The 18,874-nt window shown below is 63.6% G+C and carries 17 protein-coding genes; 11 read left to right on the top strand and 6 right to left on the bottom strand.

Going from position 1 to position 18,874, the window contains the following annotated elements; translation table 11 throughout:
- The first annotated feature begins 117 nt into the window (after positions 1–117).
- The gene (locus tag ACX80C_RS11780; protein ID WP_459326660.1) at positions 118–3,924 is read left to right on the top strand and encodes an NPCBM/NEW2 domain-containing protein; all 3,807 of its coding nucleotides are present in this window, start codon (positions 118–120) and stop codon (positions 3,922–3,924) included.
- A gap of 193 nt (positions 3,925–4,117) precedes the next feature.
- Here ACX80C_RS11780 and phnE read toward each other — a convergent pair whose 3' ends face one another.
- Genes phnE through ACX80C_RS11765 form a run of 3 tightly spaced genes read right to left on the bottom strand, consistent with a single transcriptional unit; the run spans position 4,118 to position 7,538 of the window.
- Complete coding sequence (gene phnE, locus ACX80C_RS11775; RefSeq protein WP_459326659.1) at positions 4,118–5,764, bottom strand: phosphonate ABC transporter, permease protein PhnE; 1,647 nt, start codon at positions 5,762–5,764, stop codon at positions 4,118–4,120.
- Positions 5,761–6,588, bottom strand: coding sequence for a phosphonate ABC transporter ATP-binding protein (gene phnC, locus ACX80C_RS11770; RefSeq protein ID WP_459326658.1), 828 nt, complete (start codon positions 6,586–6,588; stop codon positions 5,761–5,763). The genes phnE and phnC overlap by 4 nt, the downstream gene beginning before the upstream one ends.
- A complete protein-coding gene (locus tag ACX80C_RS11765) occupies positions 6,585–7,538 on the bottom strand; it encodes a phosphate/phosphite/phosphonate ABC transporter substrate-binding protein (protein ID WP_459326657.1) in 954 nt (317 codons plus the stop codon). The genes phnC and ACX80C_RS11765 overlap by 4 nt, the downstream gene beginning before the upstream one ends.
- Positions 7,539–7,701: 163 nt before the next feature.
- On the opposite strand from ACX80C_RS11765, the gene ACX80C_RS11760 reads away from it, so the two are divergent.
- A complete protein-coding gene (locus ACX80C_RS11760) occupies positions 7,702–8,418 on the top strand; it encodes a GntR family transcriptional regulator (protein ID WP_459326656.1) in 717 nt (238 codons plus the stop codon).
- Positions 8,412–9,548: an alpha-D-ribose 1-methylphosphonate 5-triphosphate diphosphatase gene (locus ACX80C_RS11755; protein ID WP_459326655.1), complete on the top strand. Its 1,137-nt coding sequence runs from the start codon at positions 8,412–8,414 to the stop codon at positions 9,546–9,548. The genes ACX80C_RS11760 and ACX80C_RS11755 overlap by 7 nt, the downstream gene beginning before the upstream one ends.
- Before the next feature lie 180 nt (positions 9,549–9,728).
- Here ACX80C_RS11755 and ACX80C_RS11750 read toward each other — a convergent pair whose 3' ends face one another.
- Positions 9,729–10,553: a DUF559 domain-containing protein gene (locus ACX80C_RS11750; protein ID WP_459326654.1), complete on the bottom strand. Its 825-nt coding sequence runs from the start codon at positions 10,551–10,553 to the stop codon at positions 9,729–9,731.
- 282 nt (positions 10,554–10,835) lie between these two features.
- Here ACX80C_RS11750 and ACX80C_RS11745 point away from each other — a divergent pair, with 282 nt between their 5' ends.
- The 8 genes from ACX80C_RS11745 (at position 10,836) to ACX80C_RS11710 (ending at position 16,732) form a co-directional block, all read left to right on the top strand.
- Positions 10,836–11,969 (top strand): L-talarate/galactarate dehydratase, encoded by a 1,134-nt coding sequence (locus tag ACX80C_RS11745; protein ID WP_459326653.1) that lies wholly within the window; start codon positions 10,836–10,838, stop codon positions 11,967–11,969.
- 20 nt (positions 11,970–11,989) lie between these two features.
- On the top strand, positions 11,990–12,691 hold the full coding sequence (locus ACX80C_RS11740) for a FadR/GntR family transcriptional regulator (protein WP_459326652.1): 702 nt from the start codon (positions 11,990–11,992) through the stop codon (positions 12,689–12,691).
- 150 nt (positions 12,692–12,841) lie between these two features.
- Positions 12,842–13,567: a class I SAM-dependent methyltransferase gene (locus ACX80C_RS11735; RefSeq protein ID WP_459326651.1), complete on the top strand. Its 726-nt coding sequence runs from the start codon at positions 12,842–12,844 to the stop codon at positions 13,565–13,567.
- A gap of 62 nt (positions 13,568–13,629) precedes the next feature.
- Positions 13,630–14,142, top strand: a complete 513-nt coding sequence (locus tag ACX80C_RS11730; RefSeq protein ID WP_459326650.1) for a putative immunity protein — start codon at positions 13,630–13,632, stop codon at positions 14,140–14,142.
- 35 nt (positions 14,143–14,177) lie between these two features.
- Entirely contained in the window at positions 14,178–14,627 is a 450-nt protein-coding gene (locus ACX80C_RS11725) for an AAA family ATPase (protein ID WP_459326649.1), read from the top strand.
- A 159-nt stretch (positions 14,628–14,786) separates the two neighbouring features.
- Positions 14,787–15,176, top strand: coding sequence for a hypothetical protein (locus ACX80C_RS11720; protein WP_459326648.1), 390 nt, complete (start codon positions 14,787–14,789; stop codon positions 15,174–15,176).
- A gap of 81 nt (positions 15,177–15,257) precedes the next feature.
- Entirely contained in the window at positions 15,258–16,037 is a 780-nt protein-coding gene (locus ACX80C_RS11715) for a sensor histidine kinase (RefSeq protein ID WP_459326690.1), read from the top strand.
- The gene (locus tag ACX80C_RS11710) at positions 16,034–16,732 is read left to right on the top strand and encodes a response regulator (protein WP_459326647.1); all 699 of its coding nucleotides are present in this window, start codon (positions 16,034–16,036) and stop codon (positions 16,730–16,732) included. Before ACX80C_RS11715 ends, ACX80C_RS11710 begins: the two co-directional genes overlap by 4 nt.
- A 208-nt stretch (positions 16,733–16,940) precedes the next feature.
- On the opposite strand, the gene ACX80C_RS11705 is transcribed toward ACX80C_RS11710, so the two are convergent.
- Both ACX80C_RS11705 and ACX80C_RS11700 read right to left on the bottom strand, forming a co-directional pair.
- The gene (locus ACX80C_RS11705) at positions 16,941–17,342 is read right to left on the bottom strand and encodes a universal stress protein (protein WP_459326646.1); all 402 of its coding nucleotides are present in this window, start codon (positions 17,340–17,342) and stop codon (positions 16,941–16,943) included.
- Between the two features lie 9 nt (positions 17,343–17,351).
- Complete coding sequence (locus tag ACX80C_RS11700; RefSeq protein WP_459326645.1) at positions 17,352–18,869, bottom strand: tripartite tricarboxylate transporter permease; 1,518 nt, start codon at positions 18,867–18,869, stop codon at positions 17,352–17,354.
- Positions 18,870–18,874: the final 5 nt, after the last annotated feature.

Raw genomic sequence — 18,874 nt, 5'->3', positions numbered from 1 at the left:
CGTCCTTGAATAAGTCTCTTGACCCCCACCTCAATGTAAGTGATTATTAATGAATCAATCGATTCCATATCGATCAGTAGTAATCATCATCATCCGTCCGCACTGAGAGTGAAAACTATGATCACCAGCACCAAAAGGGTCGCGACGAAGCGATCCCGTTGTGCCGGCGTCGTCGGACTGACAGCCTTGCTTGCCTTTGGCAGCATTCCTGCAGTCGGCATCGCGCCAGCCCTGGCCGAAGAACCACAACCGACGACGACGTCGGTCACCACCCCAATTGCCGTCAAGCCAGTCGTGCCGGAAGTAGTGGTCGACGACGGCGGCACCCCGATCGGCGCCATCACCGAGGTTGTGCACGAAGGCCCGGTTGTCACACTGACCGCCGAAAACGGCGCCATGCGTGTGACCTTCCTGGATAACCGGAACTTCCGCCTCGAAGCGGATCCCAGCGGTGAATTCACCGATCCGGCGAACACCCCGCAGAATGACCCGGCCCGCACGGCGAACATTGTGGTCGGCGCCGAGACGTTCGACGGCGCCGCGGTCAGCGTTGCCGACGGTGATGTCATCACGCTCAAGACCGCGGACATCACGCTGACCATCGAGAAGGCGACCGGCAAGGCCACGCTGAAGCGGGCAGACGGTTCGGTGGTCTGGGCCGAGGCAGCCCCCATCACCTTCGGCGGAAACTCCGCCACCCAGCACCTGGCCGACAGCGAGGGTGAGCAGTTCATCGGCGGCGGCATGCAGAACGGCCGCTCCGTCCACACGGATGCCACCATCAACATCGCGAAGAACTTCGACTGGGACGACGACGGCTACCCCAACGCGGTGCCGTACTACATGTCCTCCAACGGTTACGGCGTTCTCCGCAACACCTTTGCCCGCGGCAGCTACGACTTCAAGAACCACACCACCACCCACGAAGAGAAGCGCTTCGACGCGTACTACTTCGTAGGCGACTACAAGGAATCCCTCGAGTCCTACACCCAGCTGACCGGCCGCCCGGCTCTGCCTCCGATCTACGGCCTCGAGTACGGAGATGCTGACTGCTACAACCGAAGCAGCAGCACCTACACCGCGTCCAAGGACCCGGCCAAGCTGCGCACCCCGCAGGCGCTGAACTTCGCGAAGGAATTCGTGGAGCACGACATGCCTGCAGGTTGGATGCTCGTCAATGACGGCTACGGCTGCGAGTACGTCGAGCTGCCGGAGACTGTTGACGCCATCAAGGAAGAAACTGGTTTGGTAACCGGTCTGTGGACACAGCGTTCGCTGACCAACCAAGAGTTTGAGGTTGGCGAGGCGGGTATCCGCATGCGCAAGCTCGACGTCGCCTGGGTTGGTCAGGGCTACCGTCAGGCCCTCACCGGCTGTGAGTCCGCCTACAACGGGATCGAGCAGTACTCTGACGCCCGTGGCTACTCGCTGATGGTCGAAGGCTGGGCAGGGTCGCAGCGCTGCGGCATGCAGTGGACCGGTGACCACACCGGCAACCTCGACGCCGTCCGCTGGCAGATCTCTGCACTGACCGGCGCCGGTAACTCCGGCCTCGCTTTCACTACCGGCGATGTTGACGGCATCTTCGGAGGCTCCGCTGAGAGCTATGTCCGCGACCTGCAGTGGAAGGCCTTCGCGCCGGCCCTTTACTCGATGAGCGGCTGGGCCTCGACGGACAAGCGGCCGTACCTGTACGGCGAGGAAGCAACGGAGATCAACCGGAACTACCTGCAACTGCGTCAGCGCCTGATGCCGTACATCTACACCCTGGCGCAGGATTCCCACGCCACCGGTGTGCCGATGATGCGCTCCATGGCACTTGAGTATCCGCTGGATCCGAACTCCTACAGCGCCGAAGCCAACAACCAGTTCCTCCTTGGCGAGAACTACCTGGTGGCACCCGTGTTCAAGGATTCGGACGTCCGCAACGGTATTTACCTGCCTGCCGGGGAACAGTGGGTGGATTACTGGACCGGGAAGATCTACGAGGGCGGCCAGGTACTCAACGGTGTTGCTGCTCCGCTGGAGCAGCTGCCAATCTTTGTCCGCTCCGGCGCACTGGTTCCGCAGGGCATCACCGCCCGGAACTCGTCTTTGGTGCCAGAGGATTCCCCGATCACCCTTGCGGTGTACCCGGAGGGCGAGAGCAACTTCACCCTGTACGAGGATGAGAAGATCACCCGTGAGCACCGCGACGGCGAGTTTAGCAACCAGCAGTTCGATGTTAAAGCACCGAATGCGGGCAAACGCGGCACCGTGAGGATCACCATCGGTGAGCGCGAAGGCACCTACGACGGCATGGCCGAAGCCCGCCCATACCTGGTCAAGGCCCACACCGGGTCCGAGCCGCGTGGCGTTCAGGTAGGCAAGGGCAAGCTGGCGAAGGTCGCTTCCCAGGCCGAGTTGGATGCCGTCGAGTCCGGTTGGTTCTACGACGCCGAGACTGCCGGTGGGGTTGTCACCGTCAAGACTGCGCCGGTCGCCAACGGAGCAAGCGAGGTTATCAGCCTCCACAACGTCAGTGCAGTTGGCGGAGAGGACGCGGACTCCTTCGCAGCCCAGGTGAAAGTCGAGCTTGAGGAGCAGGTCTTCCAGGGCAACAACACCGAGATGACCGCGACGTTCGTCAACGCGGGCACCAAGCCCAAGTTCGACGTCGTAATCACTCCGGAGCTGCCCGAAGGCTGGGAAGTTATCGAGAGCTCCGGTACGGAAGCACGCAAGGTCGATCCCGGGAAGTCCGTGACCGCGGAGTTCGTGGTGCGGCCGACGCCAGAGGCTCCAGCCGGGCTGCAGACCCTTCGGGCGAACGCAGACTACAAGGACGTCAGCAAGACAGCGCGTTCCGTCTCGGGAGCCAACCAGCTCGACGTTGCGTACGGTTCACTGCAGGGTGCATTCAACGCGGTGTCCATCACCGATCTAAACACTGCGGCGAACGGCAATTTCGACGGCGGCGGGGCTACCTTCTCCGCTGATGCGCTCGCCGATGCGGGAGCCACTCCCGGCGCCACCATCACCGTTGGTGAGGGCGAATCCGCTGTCAACTACACGTGGCCGACGCCCGTCGGCGAACCGAACGCGGTGGAGCCTGCCGGTCAGACCATCGCGCTGCAGGGGAAGGGTACGCACCTTGCGATCCTCGGTACGGCTGCCAGCGGCTCGGGTGTGAACCCCGAACTGACCTTGACCTACACCGACGGCACGGTCCAGCAGGCCAACGTGTTCTTCCCGAACTGGCTTCCGCAGGGATCCCTTGGTGGAGCGCAGGTTGCCATCACGTCGATGGGCCGGAACAACTCGAACAACCCCGATGTGTACGAGTACCCGACGTACGGCTATCAGGTGTACTCGAACCTGGTCCGGCTCAACCCGGGCAAGGAGCTCGCGTCGGTGGATCTCCCGACCGAGAGCAGGGTGAAGTTCTTCGACTGGCAGGTTGTTGAGCAGCCCCTGCCGCCGGCACCGGAAGCCACGGCGTTCATCTCTGACCTGAACTGGATCAGCGCATCGAACGGCTACGGCGTCATCGGCAAGGATGTGGTGAACAAGGATTCGGCATCTTCACCTGACAAGCCGCTGAAGATCAACTACACCGATCCGGCAACGGGCACGCAGCCCACCTACGAGAAGGGCCTGGGCGTGCACGCACTGTCCAAGATCACCTACTACGTTGGCGGCAAGTGCTCCTCCTTCACCTCCGAGGTTGGCCTTGAAGCAGGATTCAACGGAAACGTGATCTTCAAGGTGGACACCGACGGTGCGAACCAGTACCAGTCACGGACCTTCACCCCGGGCTTTGCACCGGAATCCGTGAACGTTGACCTGACCGGCGTGCAGTACGTGGACCTGATCGTCCAGGCACCGGGCAGCATCAACGGAGCCCACGGCGTGTGGGGCGACGCGAAGTTCAACTGCGGATAACGCCCAACCCATAGACTCAGCGGCCGGTTGCCCGAAGAGGGTGGCCGGCCGCTGCAGTTAACGTATGGGCGCCCGTTGCACCCGAGGAACGGTTCCGTTGACTCTGCTCCGCGGAAGGTGCTTCGAAGCGGCGTCATTCGAGGTAAGGCAACGGATCCGTTGGTTAGGTGCACCGCCGCCAAGCGCGCCCCGGTCAGATGATGCGTTCGCGTATCCACGCCGAAAGCCAATCGACGAGGAAGACAATGGCGAAGATGATGAGGATGATGGCGCCGGCAACGTCGAAATTCAGTGTCCGGATGGATTCCGTGAGGAGGAAACCAACGCCGCCGGCCCCGACGATGCCGAGCACGGTCGACGTGCGGATATTCACGTCCAGCATGTACATCCACTGCCCTGCGAGCTGAGGGAGCGTCTGCGGGATCACCGCGGAGAAGAGCTGGTCCCACCAGCTGCCGCCCGTCGCGCGCACCGCTTCGAGCGGCCCCGGCGGGATCTCCTCGACGGCGTCGGCCACAAGTTTGCCGAGGAAACCGACGGTTCCCACCGCCAGGGCGAGTGCGCCTGCCATCGGTCCCAGGCCGATCGCTGACACGAAAACGACGGCGAGAATCAGCTCCGGAATGGCGCGCACCGCCAGCACCACGCTCCGCGCCGCGACGTAGACCGGCCGCGATGGCGACACGTTCTCCGCAGCGAGGATCCCGACCGGCACGGCGAGCAGTGCTCCGACCACGGTGGAGACCAGACCGATCGCGAGGGTCTCCAGCACAGCGGTGAAGAGGATCTCCTCAACGCCCTCGACCGATGGCGGCAGCAGTCCGCCGAATGCCGCGGCGAGTTCGCCCGCCGAGGTGAAGGGCGCAAGGGGGTCAATGCGCAGGTGGACCACAGACCAGACGACGGCGACCGCCGTCGTAATCGCCGCCACCCCGCGGATGGTGCGGCCGGGCGTCCAGGGCGGCCGGAGCGCCGAGGTGGGGGATGGCGCACCAGGTGCCCTGCCGCCGTCGGCCGCTGGGTTCAGGAGGGTACGGCGCAGGAAGATCGCGAGGAGCTCCATGGCGGCGATCGTCGCGAGGATGATCAGCACAATGCCCATGGCGCTTTCGTACAGAAGACCGCGGAGGGCGTCCTGCAGTGCGAAGCCGATGCCGCCTGCGCCCACGAATCCGAGCACCACGGAGGTGCGGAGGTTGATGTCGACGCGGTAGATGAACGTGCCGATCCATGCGGGCACAACCTGGGGGAGTACGCCGCTGACGAGCTCGGCGAGCCGTCCGGCGCCGGTGGCGCGCACAGCTTCGCGCGGGCCTTCGTCGATCTGTTCGATGGCGTCGGCGAAGAGCTTGCCCATCATGCCGATCGAGTGCAGGCCCAGGGCGAGGATGCCGGGCAGCACACCGATGCCCAGGCCGCGGACAAACAACACAGCGAACACCAGGTCCGGCATGGCGCGGCAGAACGTGATGATTCCGCGGGCTGCGCGGTGTACCAGCGGGTGCGGGGTGGTGTTCGCGGCGGCGAGGAAGGCCAGGGGGATGGAGAGGACGGTCGCGAGGACCGTGCCGAGCAGTGCCATCATGAGGGTTTCGAGGAGCAGTTCGAAGACCCTGGGCGGGTCATTCAGCTCGGGCGGCAGCATTCGTGCGATCAGGTTCGCGACATCCTCGAAGCCGCCGCCGAGGGCACGCAGGTCGAACTCGATGTACCGCGCACTCAGGGCCGTGAGGAGCACGATCGCGGCGAACGTGATCGAAAGCGCGAACTTTTCCCTGGTGAATGGCGGGCGGATCTCCCTTTGCGTTGGCGGAGGCGCGGTGGTCTTGCTGAGGGTCACTGGGCTGCACCGGTTTCGCCCGGTGCCGTGGGTGATCCCAGCTGGCGGTAGACATCCAGCACCCTGTCCCGGTCCAGGTTCGCGGTCAGCTCGTCCAGCACCTTCTCGCCGTTGCGGAGGCCGACTATCCGGTGGGCCCAGCCGAGCGCGAGATCCACCTGGTGCAGCGTGCAGACGACGGTGATTCGGTTCTCCAGGCACACCCGGAAGAGAAGGTCCATCACGTTGGCGGCGTTCTCCGGGTCCAGTGAGGCCACCGGCTCATCCGCGAGGATCAGTTCCGGCTTCTGCATCAGCGCACGGGCAATGGCCACTCGCTGCTGCTGACCGCCCGAGAGCGAGTCGGCGCGCTGGAAGGCCAGGTCGCCGAGGCCAACCCGTTCGAGGTGACTCAACGCTTCGCGGCGCTGCGCCTTGCTGTAGCTGAGGACACCGTAGCGGGGGCCGCGTAGCCGTCCGCTTGCGCCGATCAGCACGTTCTCGAGACAACTCAGCCGCCCAATGAGGTTGAACTGCTGGAAAATGAAGCCCACGCGTGTGCGCAGAACCCGCAGCTGCCGCCGTCGTGCCCTATGTACTGGTTCACCCAGGACGTCGGCAACGCCCGCGGTGAGCGGGTGGAGACCATTCAGGCACCGCAGCAGGGTGGATTTCCCAGAACCGGACAGGCCGAGCAGTACCACCAGCTCTCCAGCGCGGACTTCCAGGTCCACGCCTTTGAGCGCGGCGGTGTTGCCGAAGTTCTTTCGCAGTCCTTTCACGCTCACGACGGCGCTGCCCTGCGTTTGGGTATGCTGCTCCTTGCTCTCTGCGCTCACTGTCACTGTTCGCACTTCTCGGACTTCGTGGAGGAGCAGACGTTGCGGATGCCGTCGTAGTCCGCGTCCGTGGCAGGCCCTACACCCCAGGCGTACTCACCGGTGACCAGGCAGTCCTCACCCGAGCAGAAGCCCTGCGACTCGAAGTAGTCCGCGTTGGCCTTCTCCGTGAACAATTCGGTGAGCTTGGCGAGTGTCTCCTCGCCCAGACCGTTCCGGGCGGCGAAGACGGAGCCGGGGATCATCTCAGAGGTCCAGACCGACTTGAGGTCGCCGTCGGCCAGCTCACCCTTGCCCGGCAGGGTTTCCTCCACCATGGACTGCATTGCGAACCCGACCTCGCAGTCACCGCTCTTCACGGACAGCGCGGAGGCATCGTGGCTGCCGGCGTAGATGGGGTTCAGGGCTGCGCTGATGTCGGATTCCTTGCCGCTGGTTGCGACACCGGCTTCGATCATGCCCGCCGACGGGTAGAGGAAGCCCGAGGTGGACCCCGGATCCACAAAGCAGGTGTCCTTGCCGGCGAAATCTTCAATGCCGTCAACGTCGGTGTTGTCCCCCTGCGTGATGCCCAGGGAGTAGTAGCCGGACGGTTCACCCTTTGTCGCGACAAGGGACCCCAGCGGTGTGATGTCCGCTTCGTTCGTTGTCGCGATGACGTACGCGAAGGGGCCGAGGAATGCGATGTCCACGCGGTCCGCGATCATGCCTTCGACAACACCCGCGTAGTCGCTGGCCTGCTGCAGCTCAACCGTGGCTCCGGTCTCCTCCTCCAGCATCTGGATGAGCGGTTCATAGCTGCCGGTCAGGTCCGTGGAATTCTCATTGGGAATGACTCCCAGAACGATCTCCGCGGGGAACCCGGAATCTGTCTGTTCCGCTTCGGCCGGTGAGCAGGCGGAGAGGGCGAGGAGCCCCGCCGCAGCGAGTGCGGAGGTTCGGAGTGTGCGTGTCATGAAGGGGCGCCTTTCGGGCGAATTGGACTGCGACGTCGTCCAGCATGGCGGCTCGCTGAAGGATCTGTCTAGACAAATTCGGCCAGTTTGCCAGCTGTTCACCGAAGGTTCCGCCGCTCGTTTTCCGAAACGTTTTTCCCGGAACGGGCGCTACTATTGCGCCATGCGCCCGGAGCCTACTTACCTGAAGTTGTCCCATCAGATCCTGCAGGAATACGCGGATACACCCCTTTACCGGCCCCTGCCTTCCGAGCATGATCTTGGTGCTTCCTTCGGAGTGAACCGCCAAACCGTCCGTGCGGCGTTGGATGAGCTTGAACGGCGCTGGCTGATCCGGCGGGTCAAAGGTAGCGGGACCTTCCTGACGCAGCGGTACGAGTACCGGATCGGGCCGCACATCGCGCCGTCGTTCACGCGAACGGTCCAGGCCTCGGGCGGGAACCCGCGCACTGAGAACAAGCGCCCGGTCACCCGGCCCGCGTCCGCCCAGGAGCGGGAAATCCTCAGCCTCCCAACCGGAGCGCAGGTTACCGTCCTGGACAGGGTGCGTTTCATCGAAGGGATGCCGGTGAGTACCGCGACGTCGGTGCTGCCGTCCGCGCGCGTACCGCGGCTCGCGAGCGTGCTGCTTGCCGACAGCTCGCTCGATCAAGTGCTTCGGAAGCATTACTCCTACACACCGCACCGGCAGTGGAGCCAGAGCAGGCTCGTCTCGCCTCCTCCGGAAATCGCGGAGATTCTCGGGCTGCGCGGGCTGCCCCCGCAGATTCTGCTGCGTGGCCTGGTCTCCTGCTCTGACTCCGCGCAAAAGCTCGAGTATGTGGAGAGTTACCTGCGGCCGGACGTGTTCGACGTCGTCACCGAGGTGGGTGCGTGGTAGCCGGCTTCACACTGGGGCACGTTCGGGCGGTCACCCCTCGCGGTGTCCTGGAGGACCAGCTGATTTCGATCGCGGACGGGATCATCGAATCTGTCTCTTCGCATCCGGCGGGGGTGAGGGCCGACGACGACGGCGGCGGTGCGCTGTGCCTTCCCGGCTTGGTGGACCTGCACAGCGATGCGCTGGCGCGGGAATACCGACCGCGTCCCGGGGCGTCGCTGCCGGTGGACCTGGCCGTTCAATCCGCAGAGGGAAACCTGCTGGCCGCCGGGGTGACCACGGTGTTCCATGCGGTGGCCTTTCAGGCCAAGTCTGCGGTGGGGGTGCCCATCGGTTCGCCCTGGGCGCCAGCGGTGCATGCCGCCGTCGTCGATTATCAGGACCCGCGGATTGACCATCGGGTGCTGCACCGTCTCGACGTCCGTTGCGAAGACGGTGTCCGGATGTTCCGGGAGCAGCTTTCCGGGGTGCCGCTGGTTTCGTATGAGGATCACACGCCGGGCCAGGGCCAGTACCGCGACCGTCAGGTTATGGAGCGCTGGCTGCAGGAGGCTCACCACATGAGCCCGAGGCAGGCGGTGACGCACGTGGATGAGCTGATCGACTCGCGGGATTCGAGTCTGCCGTTCCGGGACGAGGTGCTGGGCTGGCTCGGCTCGTTGGCTGGGGCGGGCGCGATTCGGCTCATGGCGCACGACGCCGTCACGCCGGCTGAGATTGACGAGCTCATCTCCCGGAACGCCACCATCGCTGAGTTCCCGACGACGCTTGAGGCTGCGCGGTACGCCGTTGACCGCGGCATTGCGACGGTAGCGGGGGCGCCGAACGTACTGCTTGGCGGTTCGCATTCAGGCAACGTTTCGGCGCTTGAGCTGGCACGGGCCGGGGCTTTGACTGTGCTTGCGTCCGATTACCTGCCGTCCACGCTGCTCGCTGGTGCGTTCGAAGTGGCATCGTTGGGTCATGCCACACTGCCCGAGGCTGTGGCGATGGTGTCCGCGAATCCGGCTGCCGCCGTCGGGCTTTCCGACCGCGGTTCCCTTGAAGCCGGGCAGCGGGCGGATCTGGTGTTGTGTTCGGATGCCGGGGCTCGGCCGAGGGTGCTGCGGACGTTTACCGCGCTTGGGTAGCCTGCCGCCTGCGCCCCCTGCCGCCCTGCACCCGCCTGCCTGCCTGCTGCCCCGCCTGCCTCGCCTCCGACCGGCCGCCGATTCCGTGCAGGTCTGGGCGGCTTCAGCGGCGTGTCCGTCGCGACACGCCGCTGAATGTGCCCCTCCGGCCGGCAGACCTGCACGGAATCATCTCGGCCGCTACCGGATCACACGCCCCGACAACACCGTTCGGACTCGTTCAACCACGTAATCCCGGTTGAACATGACATCCTCATAGCTGAAGCGGAGGGGCAGGTAGCCGCGTGCGATCAGCTCATTGTTCCGCCGCCGGTCCCGGTTTCGAGCCTTCCGATCGGAGTGGAATTCATCGCCGTCGACCTCCACGACCAGGAACCCTTCAAGCAGGAAGTCCACCCTGCCGACGCCGTCGATCCGGATCTGCGTCTCCACATGGAAGCCCGCCTGTCGGAATAGAATGCGCGCGACGACTTCGATCGCAGATTCCGCGCATCCCGTAACCAGACCGAGTGAGGCCCGGGCTTTGCCGTTCCGATTGCCTTGCAGGCGCTGTTCGATGAAGGACTTCACCGTATCGCCGCGCCTGAGCGAACTTTCGACGACGACGGCGGCATTGATCGGGGGCAGGCATTGCAGGGCGTGGACCAGGGTATCGACGACACCCAGCAAGGGAAGGAATGGGTGCGTTTTGACTGTGCGGAACTGGTGGTTCACGTTGCCGCCCGAGCTTCGTCCGATTCCGCTTATGTGCAACTTTGGAGGTGGTGTGAGTAGCCACAGACCGTGGTGTTTCGCTGCTGAAGCGCACGTAAGGAGGGCATTCATCTTCAAGGCTGTGATGAATTCCGGTGGAGCGTCGGGCAGCGCATAGAGTCCCTTCCGGATGCGCAGCAGGCCGCCGGAGTCAACTGCAGCCCGAAGCTGCGCGGGTGTAACACCCCAGCCGAGGAAGTCCCTGGTGCGTGCAACCGAGCCCGAATGGCGTAGCTGGTTAAGTACATGCATGCAGCCATTTCATCGAGTGGTTGGTCTCCGCGATGCCCGTTGCGGCGTTTTGTGGATAAGTTCAACGATGTGCAGGAGTGGTGCCGGGTCTCGATCAGCCGATTACGGAACCCATTCCGTGCAGGTCTGAGCCCGCCCAACAGCGTGTCTGCCGAGACGCGCCGAGTAGAGCGGTGTTCCGAGCGGCATACCTGCACGGAATGAGAGCGCAACCGTACTTGTCATATAACTTTGCTAGCTATACGATAAGTTATCCGTTCCGTCCTCTTGAAGGTGCCTGTGATGACTTACTCGCCCGATGCGATCCGCCACGTCAAACTCTCCACGGCAACGCTGCCGCTCGCGACCCCGATCTCCGACGCCAAGGTTTTTACCGGCCGGCAGAAGCCCATGACCGAGGTGGTTTTCCTCTTTGCCGAGATCACCACCGAGCAGGGTCACTCCGGCCTCGGGTTCTCCTACTCGAAGCGTGCCGGCGGACCCGCACAGTACGCCCATGCCCGTGAAGTGGCCGACGGCATGATCGGCGAGGACCCCAACGACATCGCGAAGCTGTATAACAAGTTGCTCTGGGCCGGTGCTTCGGTGGGCCGTTCCGGGGTTGCGACACAGGCGCTCGCGGCTCTCGACGTCTCGCTCTATGACCTCAAGTCCAAGCGGGCCGGGCTGCCGCTCGCGAAGTTCCTCGGTGCCTACCGGGATTCGGTGCGTACCTACAACACTTCCGGCGGCTTCCTCAATGCCTCCGTTGACGAGGTCAAAGCACGTGCCACGCAATCGATTGAGGAGGGGATCGGCGGCATCAAGATCAAGGTCGGGCTGCCGGATTCCGCCGAGGACCTGCGCCGCGTCGCCGCGGTCCGCGAGCACATTGGCCCGGATGTCCCGCTGATGGTGGACGCGAACCAGCAGTGGGACCGTGCCACGGCACTGCGGATGGGCCGCAAGCTTGAGCAGTTTGACCTCGTCTGGATTGAGGAGCCATTGGACGCTTACGACGCTGAGGGTCACGCCGCGCTCGCAGCCGCACTTGATACGCCCATTGCGACGGGTGAAATGCTGGCCTCCGTGGCTGAGCATGAGCGACTGATCGCAACCCGCGCGTGCGACATCATCCAGCCAGATGCACCGCGCGTCGGGGGGATCACTCAGTTCCTGCGGCTGGCGACCTTGGCTGACCAGGCCGGCCTGGACCTGGCGCCGCACTTCGCGATGGAGATCCATCTGCACCTCGCAGCGGCCTACCCGCGTGAGCCGTGGGTGGAGCACTTCGACTGGTTGGACCCGCTGTTCAATGAGCGACTGGAGACCCGCGACGGCCGGATGGTTGTGCCGGACCGTCCGGGCCTGGGCATCACGTTCAGCGACCAGGCTCGTGCCTGGACCACCGATACCGTTGAGTTCGGCGTGCGCTGAGCCGTGCCAGCATTGAGACCATGAAACAGACCCTGGCCGCCTCCCTGGTGGAAAGCCTGCGCCGTCGCATCGTCGACGGAACCATTCCTTCGGGCGAGAAGCTGCCGAGCGAAAGTTCGCTGATCGCCGAGTTTGGGGTGAGCCGGACGGTCGCGCGTGAGGCGATCTCCCGGCTGCACGCTGAGGGGCTGGTCTATACGCGGCGGGGCAGCGGCAGTTTTGCGCTGACACCGCCGGCGTCCGACGAGTCGGCCGGCGGCATGCGGCGTCCGCGCACGCTGGAGGAGCGCCGGGCTTTGCTGGCGTTCCGGATCGGGTTCGAGTCTGAAGCGGCTGCGCTTGCCGCGGTGCATTGCACGCCGGAGCGCATTGCCGCCATGGATGACGCACTTGCTGCGTTCAATGCCGCGGGCAATCATGCGGCTACGGCGGTGTCCTGCGATTTCGCGTTCCACCGGGCGGTGGCGGAGGCGAGTTCGAACGCGTACTTCGTTGACGCCGTCGTCTCCCTTGGCCCGGCGATGATTGCCATGCCGCCGCAACGGCTCGAGGCAGCGCCCGACGGCGGGCAGTCCGAACGGCTGCAGCGGGTTGCCGCGGAGCATGGCGCCGTCCGGAATGCGATTGCCGCAGGGGATGCGCTGGCTGCCGCCGCTGCCATGCGCCTGCACCTCACTCAGTCGCGGCACCGGTTGGACGCGGAGTCCGGGCAGGGAGTGTAGCCCGCTTCCCCTTGTCGATTCCGTGCAGGTACGAGCCGCGTCTCCGGCGTGTCCACGGCGACACGCCGCGGTTTCGCCTCTTTCACCCGGCAGACCTGCACCGAATCGACGACGACGGCGGTTCCCTCCTCGAGCGGTAGGCTCGGCATCATGGCTGATTACGACGAACGGCTCATCGAACTGTACGACGTCGACAATCCGGATGGACCGGATCACGAGCTCTATCGGGCCCTGGCTGACGAAGTCGATGCTCGCTCGATCGTTGACCTCGGCTGTGGGACCGGCCTGCTGACTGTGAGCCTGGCTGGACGGGAGCGACACGTACTCGGGGTGGATCCTTCGGTGACAATGCTCAATTACGCCCGATCCCGTGCGGGAGCTGCTTCTATTCGCTGGGTACAGGGTGATTCCGGCGGAATCGACGTACGGGACGCTGACTACGCCGTCATGACCGGGAACGTGGCGCAGCATATCCTCGGCGACGCCTGGCCGCGCACCTTGGCGGACCTGCATCAGGCACTGCGCCCCGGAGGTGTTCTCGCTTTCGAGAGTCGCAACCCGGAGGCACGCGCGTGGGAGTCTTGGAAGTCGGACGATCGCACGGTCAGGGACACCCCTCACGGTCCGCTCACTGAGTGGGCGGAGGTTTCCGACCTCAACGGGAACGGCGAAGTCACGTTTGCGTTCCATAATGTCTTTGAAGACACCGGCGATCATGTGGTCGAGAACCTGACTCTCGCCTTCCGGGACAGAGAATCCCTTACGAAAGATCTGGTCGCCGCCGGTTTCGACGTCGAAATTGTGTGGGGGAGCTGCTCCAGGAAGCCATTTCAGGAGGATGACCCGGTGATGATCTTCAAAGCCCGGCGGCAATAAGTGAAGTCTCGTAGGTTGGCCGTCACGCACACAGCTCTTCCAGCGATCGGGGTGTTTGATTCATGATTCTTCCGAGTGTCCGGGACCCGCGATTCGTCACGATCCGCCGCGGCGGGAGCCTTACGGATGCAGATCACCGGCTGCTTGCTCTGTGGGCTGCGACGTGTGCGGAGCATGTTCTCCATCTTTTTGAGTCCGCGCAGCCCGGGGATCCACGGCCACGCGAAGCCATTGAGCACGTTCGGGCTTGGACGCGTGGCGAGGTTGGCATGATGCAATCGCGTGCGGCGGGTGGTCATGCAATGGGGGCAGCCAGAGACTTGCGTGGCCGGGCACGTCACGCCGCATATGCGGCTGGTCAGGCTGGTGCGGTTGCCCACGTTGCCGCGCATGAGTTGGGCGCCGCTGCCTACGCGATCAAGGCTGTACGCGCTGATGTGCCGGAAAAGTTCAGCACGGCAGCGGGCGAACGTGAGTGCCAATGGCAGCGGCGCCAGCTTCCGGATGAGATACGGGAGCTGGTTCTGGATGATCAGAGGTTGCGCAACGATATCTGCTGGTCGGTGTTCAACTAAGGCGATGTCTACGGAGCTGGGCTACAGTCGGCATCGTGGCGCGCTTATTGCTAACTGGGATGTCAGGAACCGGCAAGAGCACAGTCCTGGAGGAACTTCGTCAGCGAGGTCATTTCACGGTGGACACGGATTACGACGGTTGGGAGCTGCCCAATGGCACGTGGGACGAAGCCCGGATGGACCAGTTGCTCGCCGAATACGCGAACGTCGTCGTCAGCGGCACCGTCGACAATCAAGGGCAATTTTATGACCGTTTCGATCACATCGTCCTGCTGAGCGCACCGCTGGAAGTATTGCTCGAGCGGGTGAAGAACCGCACCAACAATCCCTATGGCAAGACCGTTGAACAGCAGGCGGAAATCGCTGCCTACCTCGAAACGGTCGAACCACTGCTACGACGAGGAGCCACCGTTGAGCTGGACGGCAGGCGGCCGGTCGGTCAACTCGCAGATGTGATTGAGGAACTGATCGACGGCGGTTCCTGACCTCTCGCTCTCGATTCTTATACCGTGTCTGGGCTTATAGCACCGACCGCGACACGCGCTTGGGACGATGTTCAGCCCTCCGGCTAGAACGCCCACCGTTTCAGGCAGGAACGGAGCGGTTCGGAGTGCGGATCCGAAGCCAAGGCATAGCGTTAATGCATGAACTTTTCGATGCGCGCCGTGCGGCGTGTGGGTGCGATTCTCCTTGGTGCGATGTTCTTCTTGGTGTGGTGTTCGGGAGCAATTCCCACCTACACCGGGTTTGGACAGGGAGTGCCGGGCGTCCTGTCAGCCCTGCTCCTCGCCGCCGCGATTGCGCTTTCTGAACGGTTCCCCTTGCAGGCCCTAATGGCCGCCGGGCTGCTCTTGGTGTCACAGTTCTTTTGGCCGTTCATTTTCACAGCGGCAGATGACACGTACACCTACGGTGGATTCGGTCTCGTGTTCTTCTTTATGGGAAACAGTTCGTGCTCCCGCGTGCGGATGATCGGGCTTGCGGGAGCCACCCTCTTTGCTGGCCTGGCATCCGGCCTGTATATCTCGCGCTAGGTCATCAATCTCTGGTGGAGTCCCACATTCCTGGAACTCTTGGATGGGTGGCTCGCGGGTTTCATCCAGTGCTCGATCGTGATGCTGGGTATCTGGCTCGCGGGTTTTCTGCTGCGGATGCTGGCCGACCGAAAGCGCTTTCTCGCCGACCGGGTCAGGGCGGACCAGGAACTTCGGGCAGCTGAGGTAGAACTGAGTCTTGAAAGGGAACGCGGCCGTATTTCCCAGGAACTGCACGACGTGCTGGCACACTCGCTCGCTGTCATTTCCATGCAGGCGGATGGTGCGCGGTACGCCAGCGAGGGACTGACCTCGCCGGTGGGGGTGTCCCTGGAGGAGATCGCCAAGGCAGCGAGACATGCGCTGGTCGAAGCACAGTTTGTCATCGATGGAGTCGGTGATGATCTCCCGCGGCGTAAGCAACAAGGAGTGGCCGATATTTCTGACCTTGTGGAAAGGATGTGCGCTGGTGGGCTCAGGGTGGACTTCACCGACGACGGTCCACATCGCGAACTCACGGGTACGCAGGAACTGTCGATCTACCGCATCATCCAGGAGAGCCTTACCAACACCATCAGGCATGCTCCTGGAGCAGATGTCACGATAGGCATGGACTGGAGCGGGCCGGGCCTGTCGGTTCAAATCATCACCGCGGGCACATCCAATCGCGAAACCGGAACAATCGCGCCGCTTGGCGAAGGACGCGGCATAGCGGGAATGAAGGACCGGGCACGCACGGCAGGTGGCTGGCTCACTGCCGAACCCGACTCCACTGGCTTCCGCGTCACCGTGTTCATTCCGTACAGAGGTATGAGCGATGCCGCCCCTGAGCTGATGGCATCTTCGGTGGATCACGCATGACGGGGGAAGCAGAGCCAATCCGGGTAGCCGTCGTTGATGATCAGCCGGTGTTCCTTGCCGGCCTGCAGATGCTCATCGATTCACAGCAAGACATGGTCGTGTGCGCAACCGCGGGTGACGGTGAGGCAGCTGTTGCCCTTGCTGCTACACGCAGCCCGGACATCATTCTGATGGACCTGCGAATGCCATTGATGAATGGAATAGTCGCGACATCGGCGATCACCGCCGGGCAAGAAGCGGACCATGAGGGGCCGAAGATCATTGCTTTGACCACGTTCAATCGGGATCGGGCAGCAATTGATGCTATCCGGTCGGGCGCTAGCGGGTACGTGCTCAAGAGTGCCGAGCCGGAGTTCCTGCTCGCAGCAATCCGTACCGTGAATTCAGGTTTCGCAGTCATAGCACCGGAAGCAACCCACGATCTGTTCACCCATGCGCAGGACACTGGGCCCGCTCGGGAACCAGCTCCACAGCTCGAGGCAATAGCCGCGCTGACTCCTCGGGAGAAGGACATTTTTCTTCTCGCAGCCAAAGGATTGAGCAACTCGGATATCGCGAAAAGAGTGTACGTCTCAGCGGCCACGGTGAAGTCGGATGTCCGGTCGATCCTGAACAAGTTATCGCTCCTGAACCGCATTCAGATCGTGGCGTATGCCTACGAGCATCATCTGATCCCAAGAGCAGTTTCGACGTGAGATCGAGCTGCCCCGCGGAACGATCCCGCGCAGGTTTGAGACCGGATGTCGGCGTGTCGCTCAAGACACGCCGCGGATTCAGCAGCGATGCCCCTCAGACCTGCACGAAATCGGCGCAGGAGGGGACAAAGGCGGGAGGGGGCGCGAGAGACACGGAGACGGACGGGAAGAACCGGAACGACGACGACGACGACGGCGACAGCGCGCCTCAGTCCCGCCCGTCCGGCTTCACGGCGAGGACCGGCCGGTCCGCCTGCAGCAGGATCCGCTGGGCGTGCGAACCCATGATGAACTTGCCGACCTGGGTCCGCTGGCGCAGGCCGATGACGATCAGTGAGACATCGTGCTCGACGGCGAGTTCCAGGATTTCGTCCGCAAGGTCATCCCTGTGGGAGGGCCGCAAAATGCACGCGGTGATGCCGGCGTCGTCGGCCGATGCCCGTAAACGCGCGAGGTCATCCTCGCTGGCAACCGACTTGTCCACCCGCGAGCCTTCACGCACGGAGTTCACGATCAAGAGTTCCTCGTCGCGGAGCTTCGCTTCGCTGATGGCCGAGGCCACTGCAGCTTCGCCGACGGGAGTGGGCACGTAGCCAACCATGATGCTCATCGATATCTCCTAGGAATCTGCGCTGATGTGGGCGGGTTTGCGGTCGCGGCGCTTGGCTGTGGCCGACTTGATGATCGGAAGCACGGCAACCAGGACGAAGACCACCAGCAACACTGCCGAGATGGGGCGGCCCAGGAAACCTGACACGTCGCCGTCAAGGACCAGCAGCGATCGCCGGAGGTTGTCCTCGAGCAGGGCGCCGAGGACAAAAGCCAGTACCAGCGGGCCCGGTTCGAAGCCGAACTTCTTCATGAGGTAGCCGAGGGCTCCGAAGAGGACCACAAGCAGCACATCGAACATGGAGTTGCGGATGGTGTAGGCGCCCAGGATCGTGATGAGGGCAGTGATTGGGGCGAGAATCGCGCCGCGGACCCGAAGGATCTTCACGAACAGGCCCACCAACGGAATGGACAGGATCAGCAGCAGGATGTTGCCGATGTACATCGAGTTCACTACGCCCCAGAACAGCTCAGGGTCCTCGGAGATCAGCTGCGGGCCGGGCGTGACGCCCTGGATGAGGAGCGCTCCAAAGATTATTGCCATGGTGGCGTTGGCGGGGATGCCGAGGGTGAGCAACGGTATGAACGAGCTGGTGGCAGCGGCGTTGTTGGCGGTCTCCGGACCGGCAACGCCCTCAATCGCTCCCTTGCCGAAGCGGGAAGGGTCCTTTGCCCGCTTCTTCTCGACGGCGTAGGCCGCCATTGAGGAGATGGTCGCGCCGCCACCGGGCAGGATGCCGAGGAAGAAGCCAAGGACAGACCCGCGGCCAATAGCACCGGAGGACTGCCGGAGGTCCGCCCGTGACGGCCACACGTTGGCGACCTTCGCCGGCGCACTCGCGGCACGGTGACGCTCCTCCAGGTTGTAGAGGATCTCGCCGACGCCGAACAGGCCCATCGCAACAGGAACGAAGTCAATGCCGTCCGCCAGGCTGAGGTTGCCGAACGTGAAGCGCTCCGCGCCGGTGAACGCGTCCCGGCCAACCGTCGCGAGCAGAAGCCCGATCGAGGCCGCGATCAATGCCTTGATGCGGGTTCCGCCACTGATGGTTGAGACCAGCAGGATGCCCACCAGTGCGAGCGCCGTATACTCGGGCGGCCCGAAATCGAGGGCGAAGCTTGCAACCAGCGGCGCCAGGAACGTGAGGCCGATAATCGAAACAGTGCCGCCGATGAACGAACCGATCGCCGCGATCCCCAGTGCGGTACCAGCGCGGCCCTGCTTCGCGAGCACGTAGCCGTCGAACACAGTCACTACGGAACTGGCCTCGCCGGGAAGCCGCAGCAGGACGGAGGTGATCGTTCCGCCGTACTGGGCGCCGTAGAAGATGCCGGCGAGCATGATGATCGCGGTGACCGGTTCGACGCCGTAGGTCAGGGGGAGCAGGATGGCGATCGTCGCCGCTGGGCCAAGTCCGGGAAGGACGCCGATCAGCATTCCGATCACTACGCCCATCAGGCAGTAGAGCAGGTTCATCGGGTCGACGACGACGCCGAAGCCGTCAATGACCGGGTTCAGGAAGTCCATTGCAG

The organism is Arthrobacter tecti, assembly GCF_054511355.1.
This window is presented reverse-complemented; position numbering and strand designations above follow the sequence as displayed.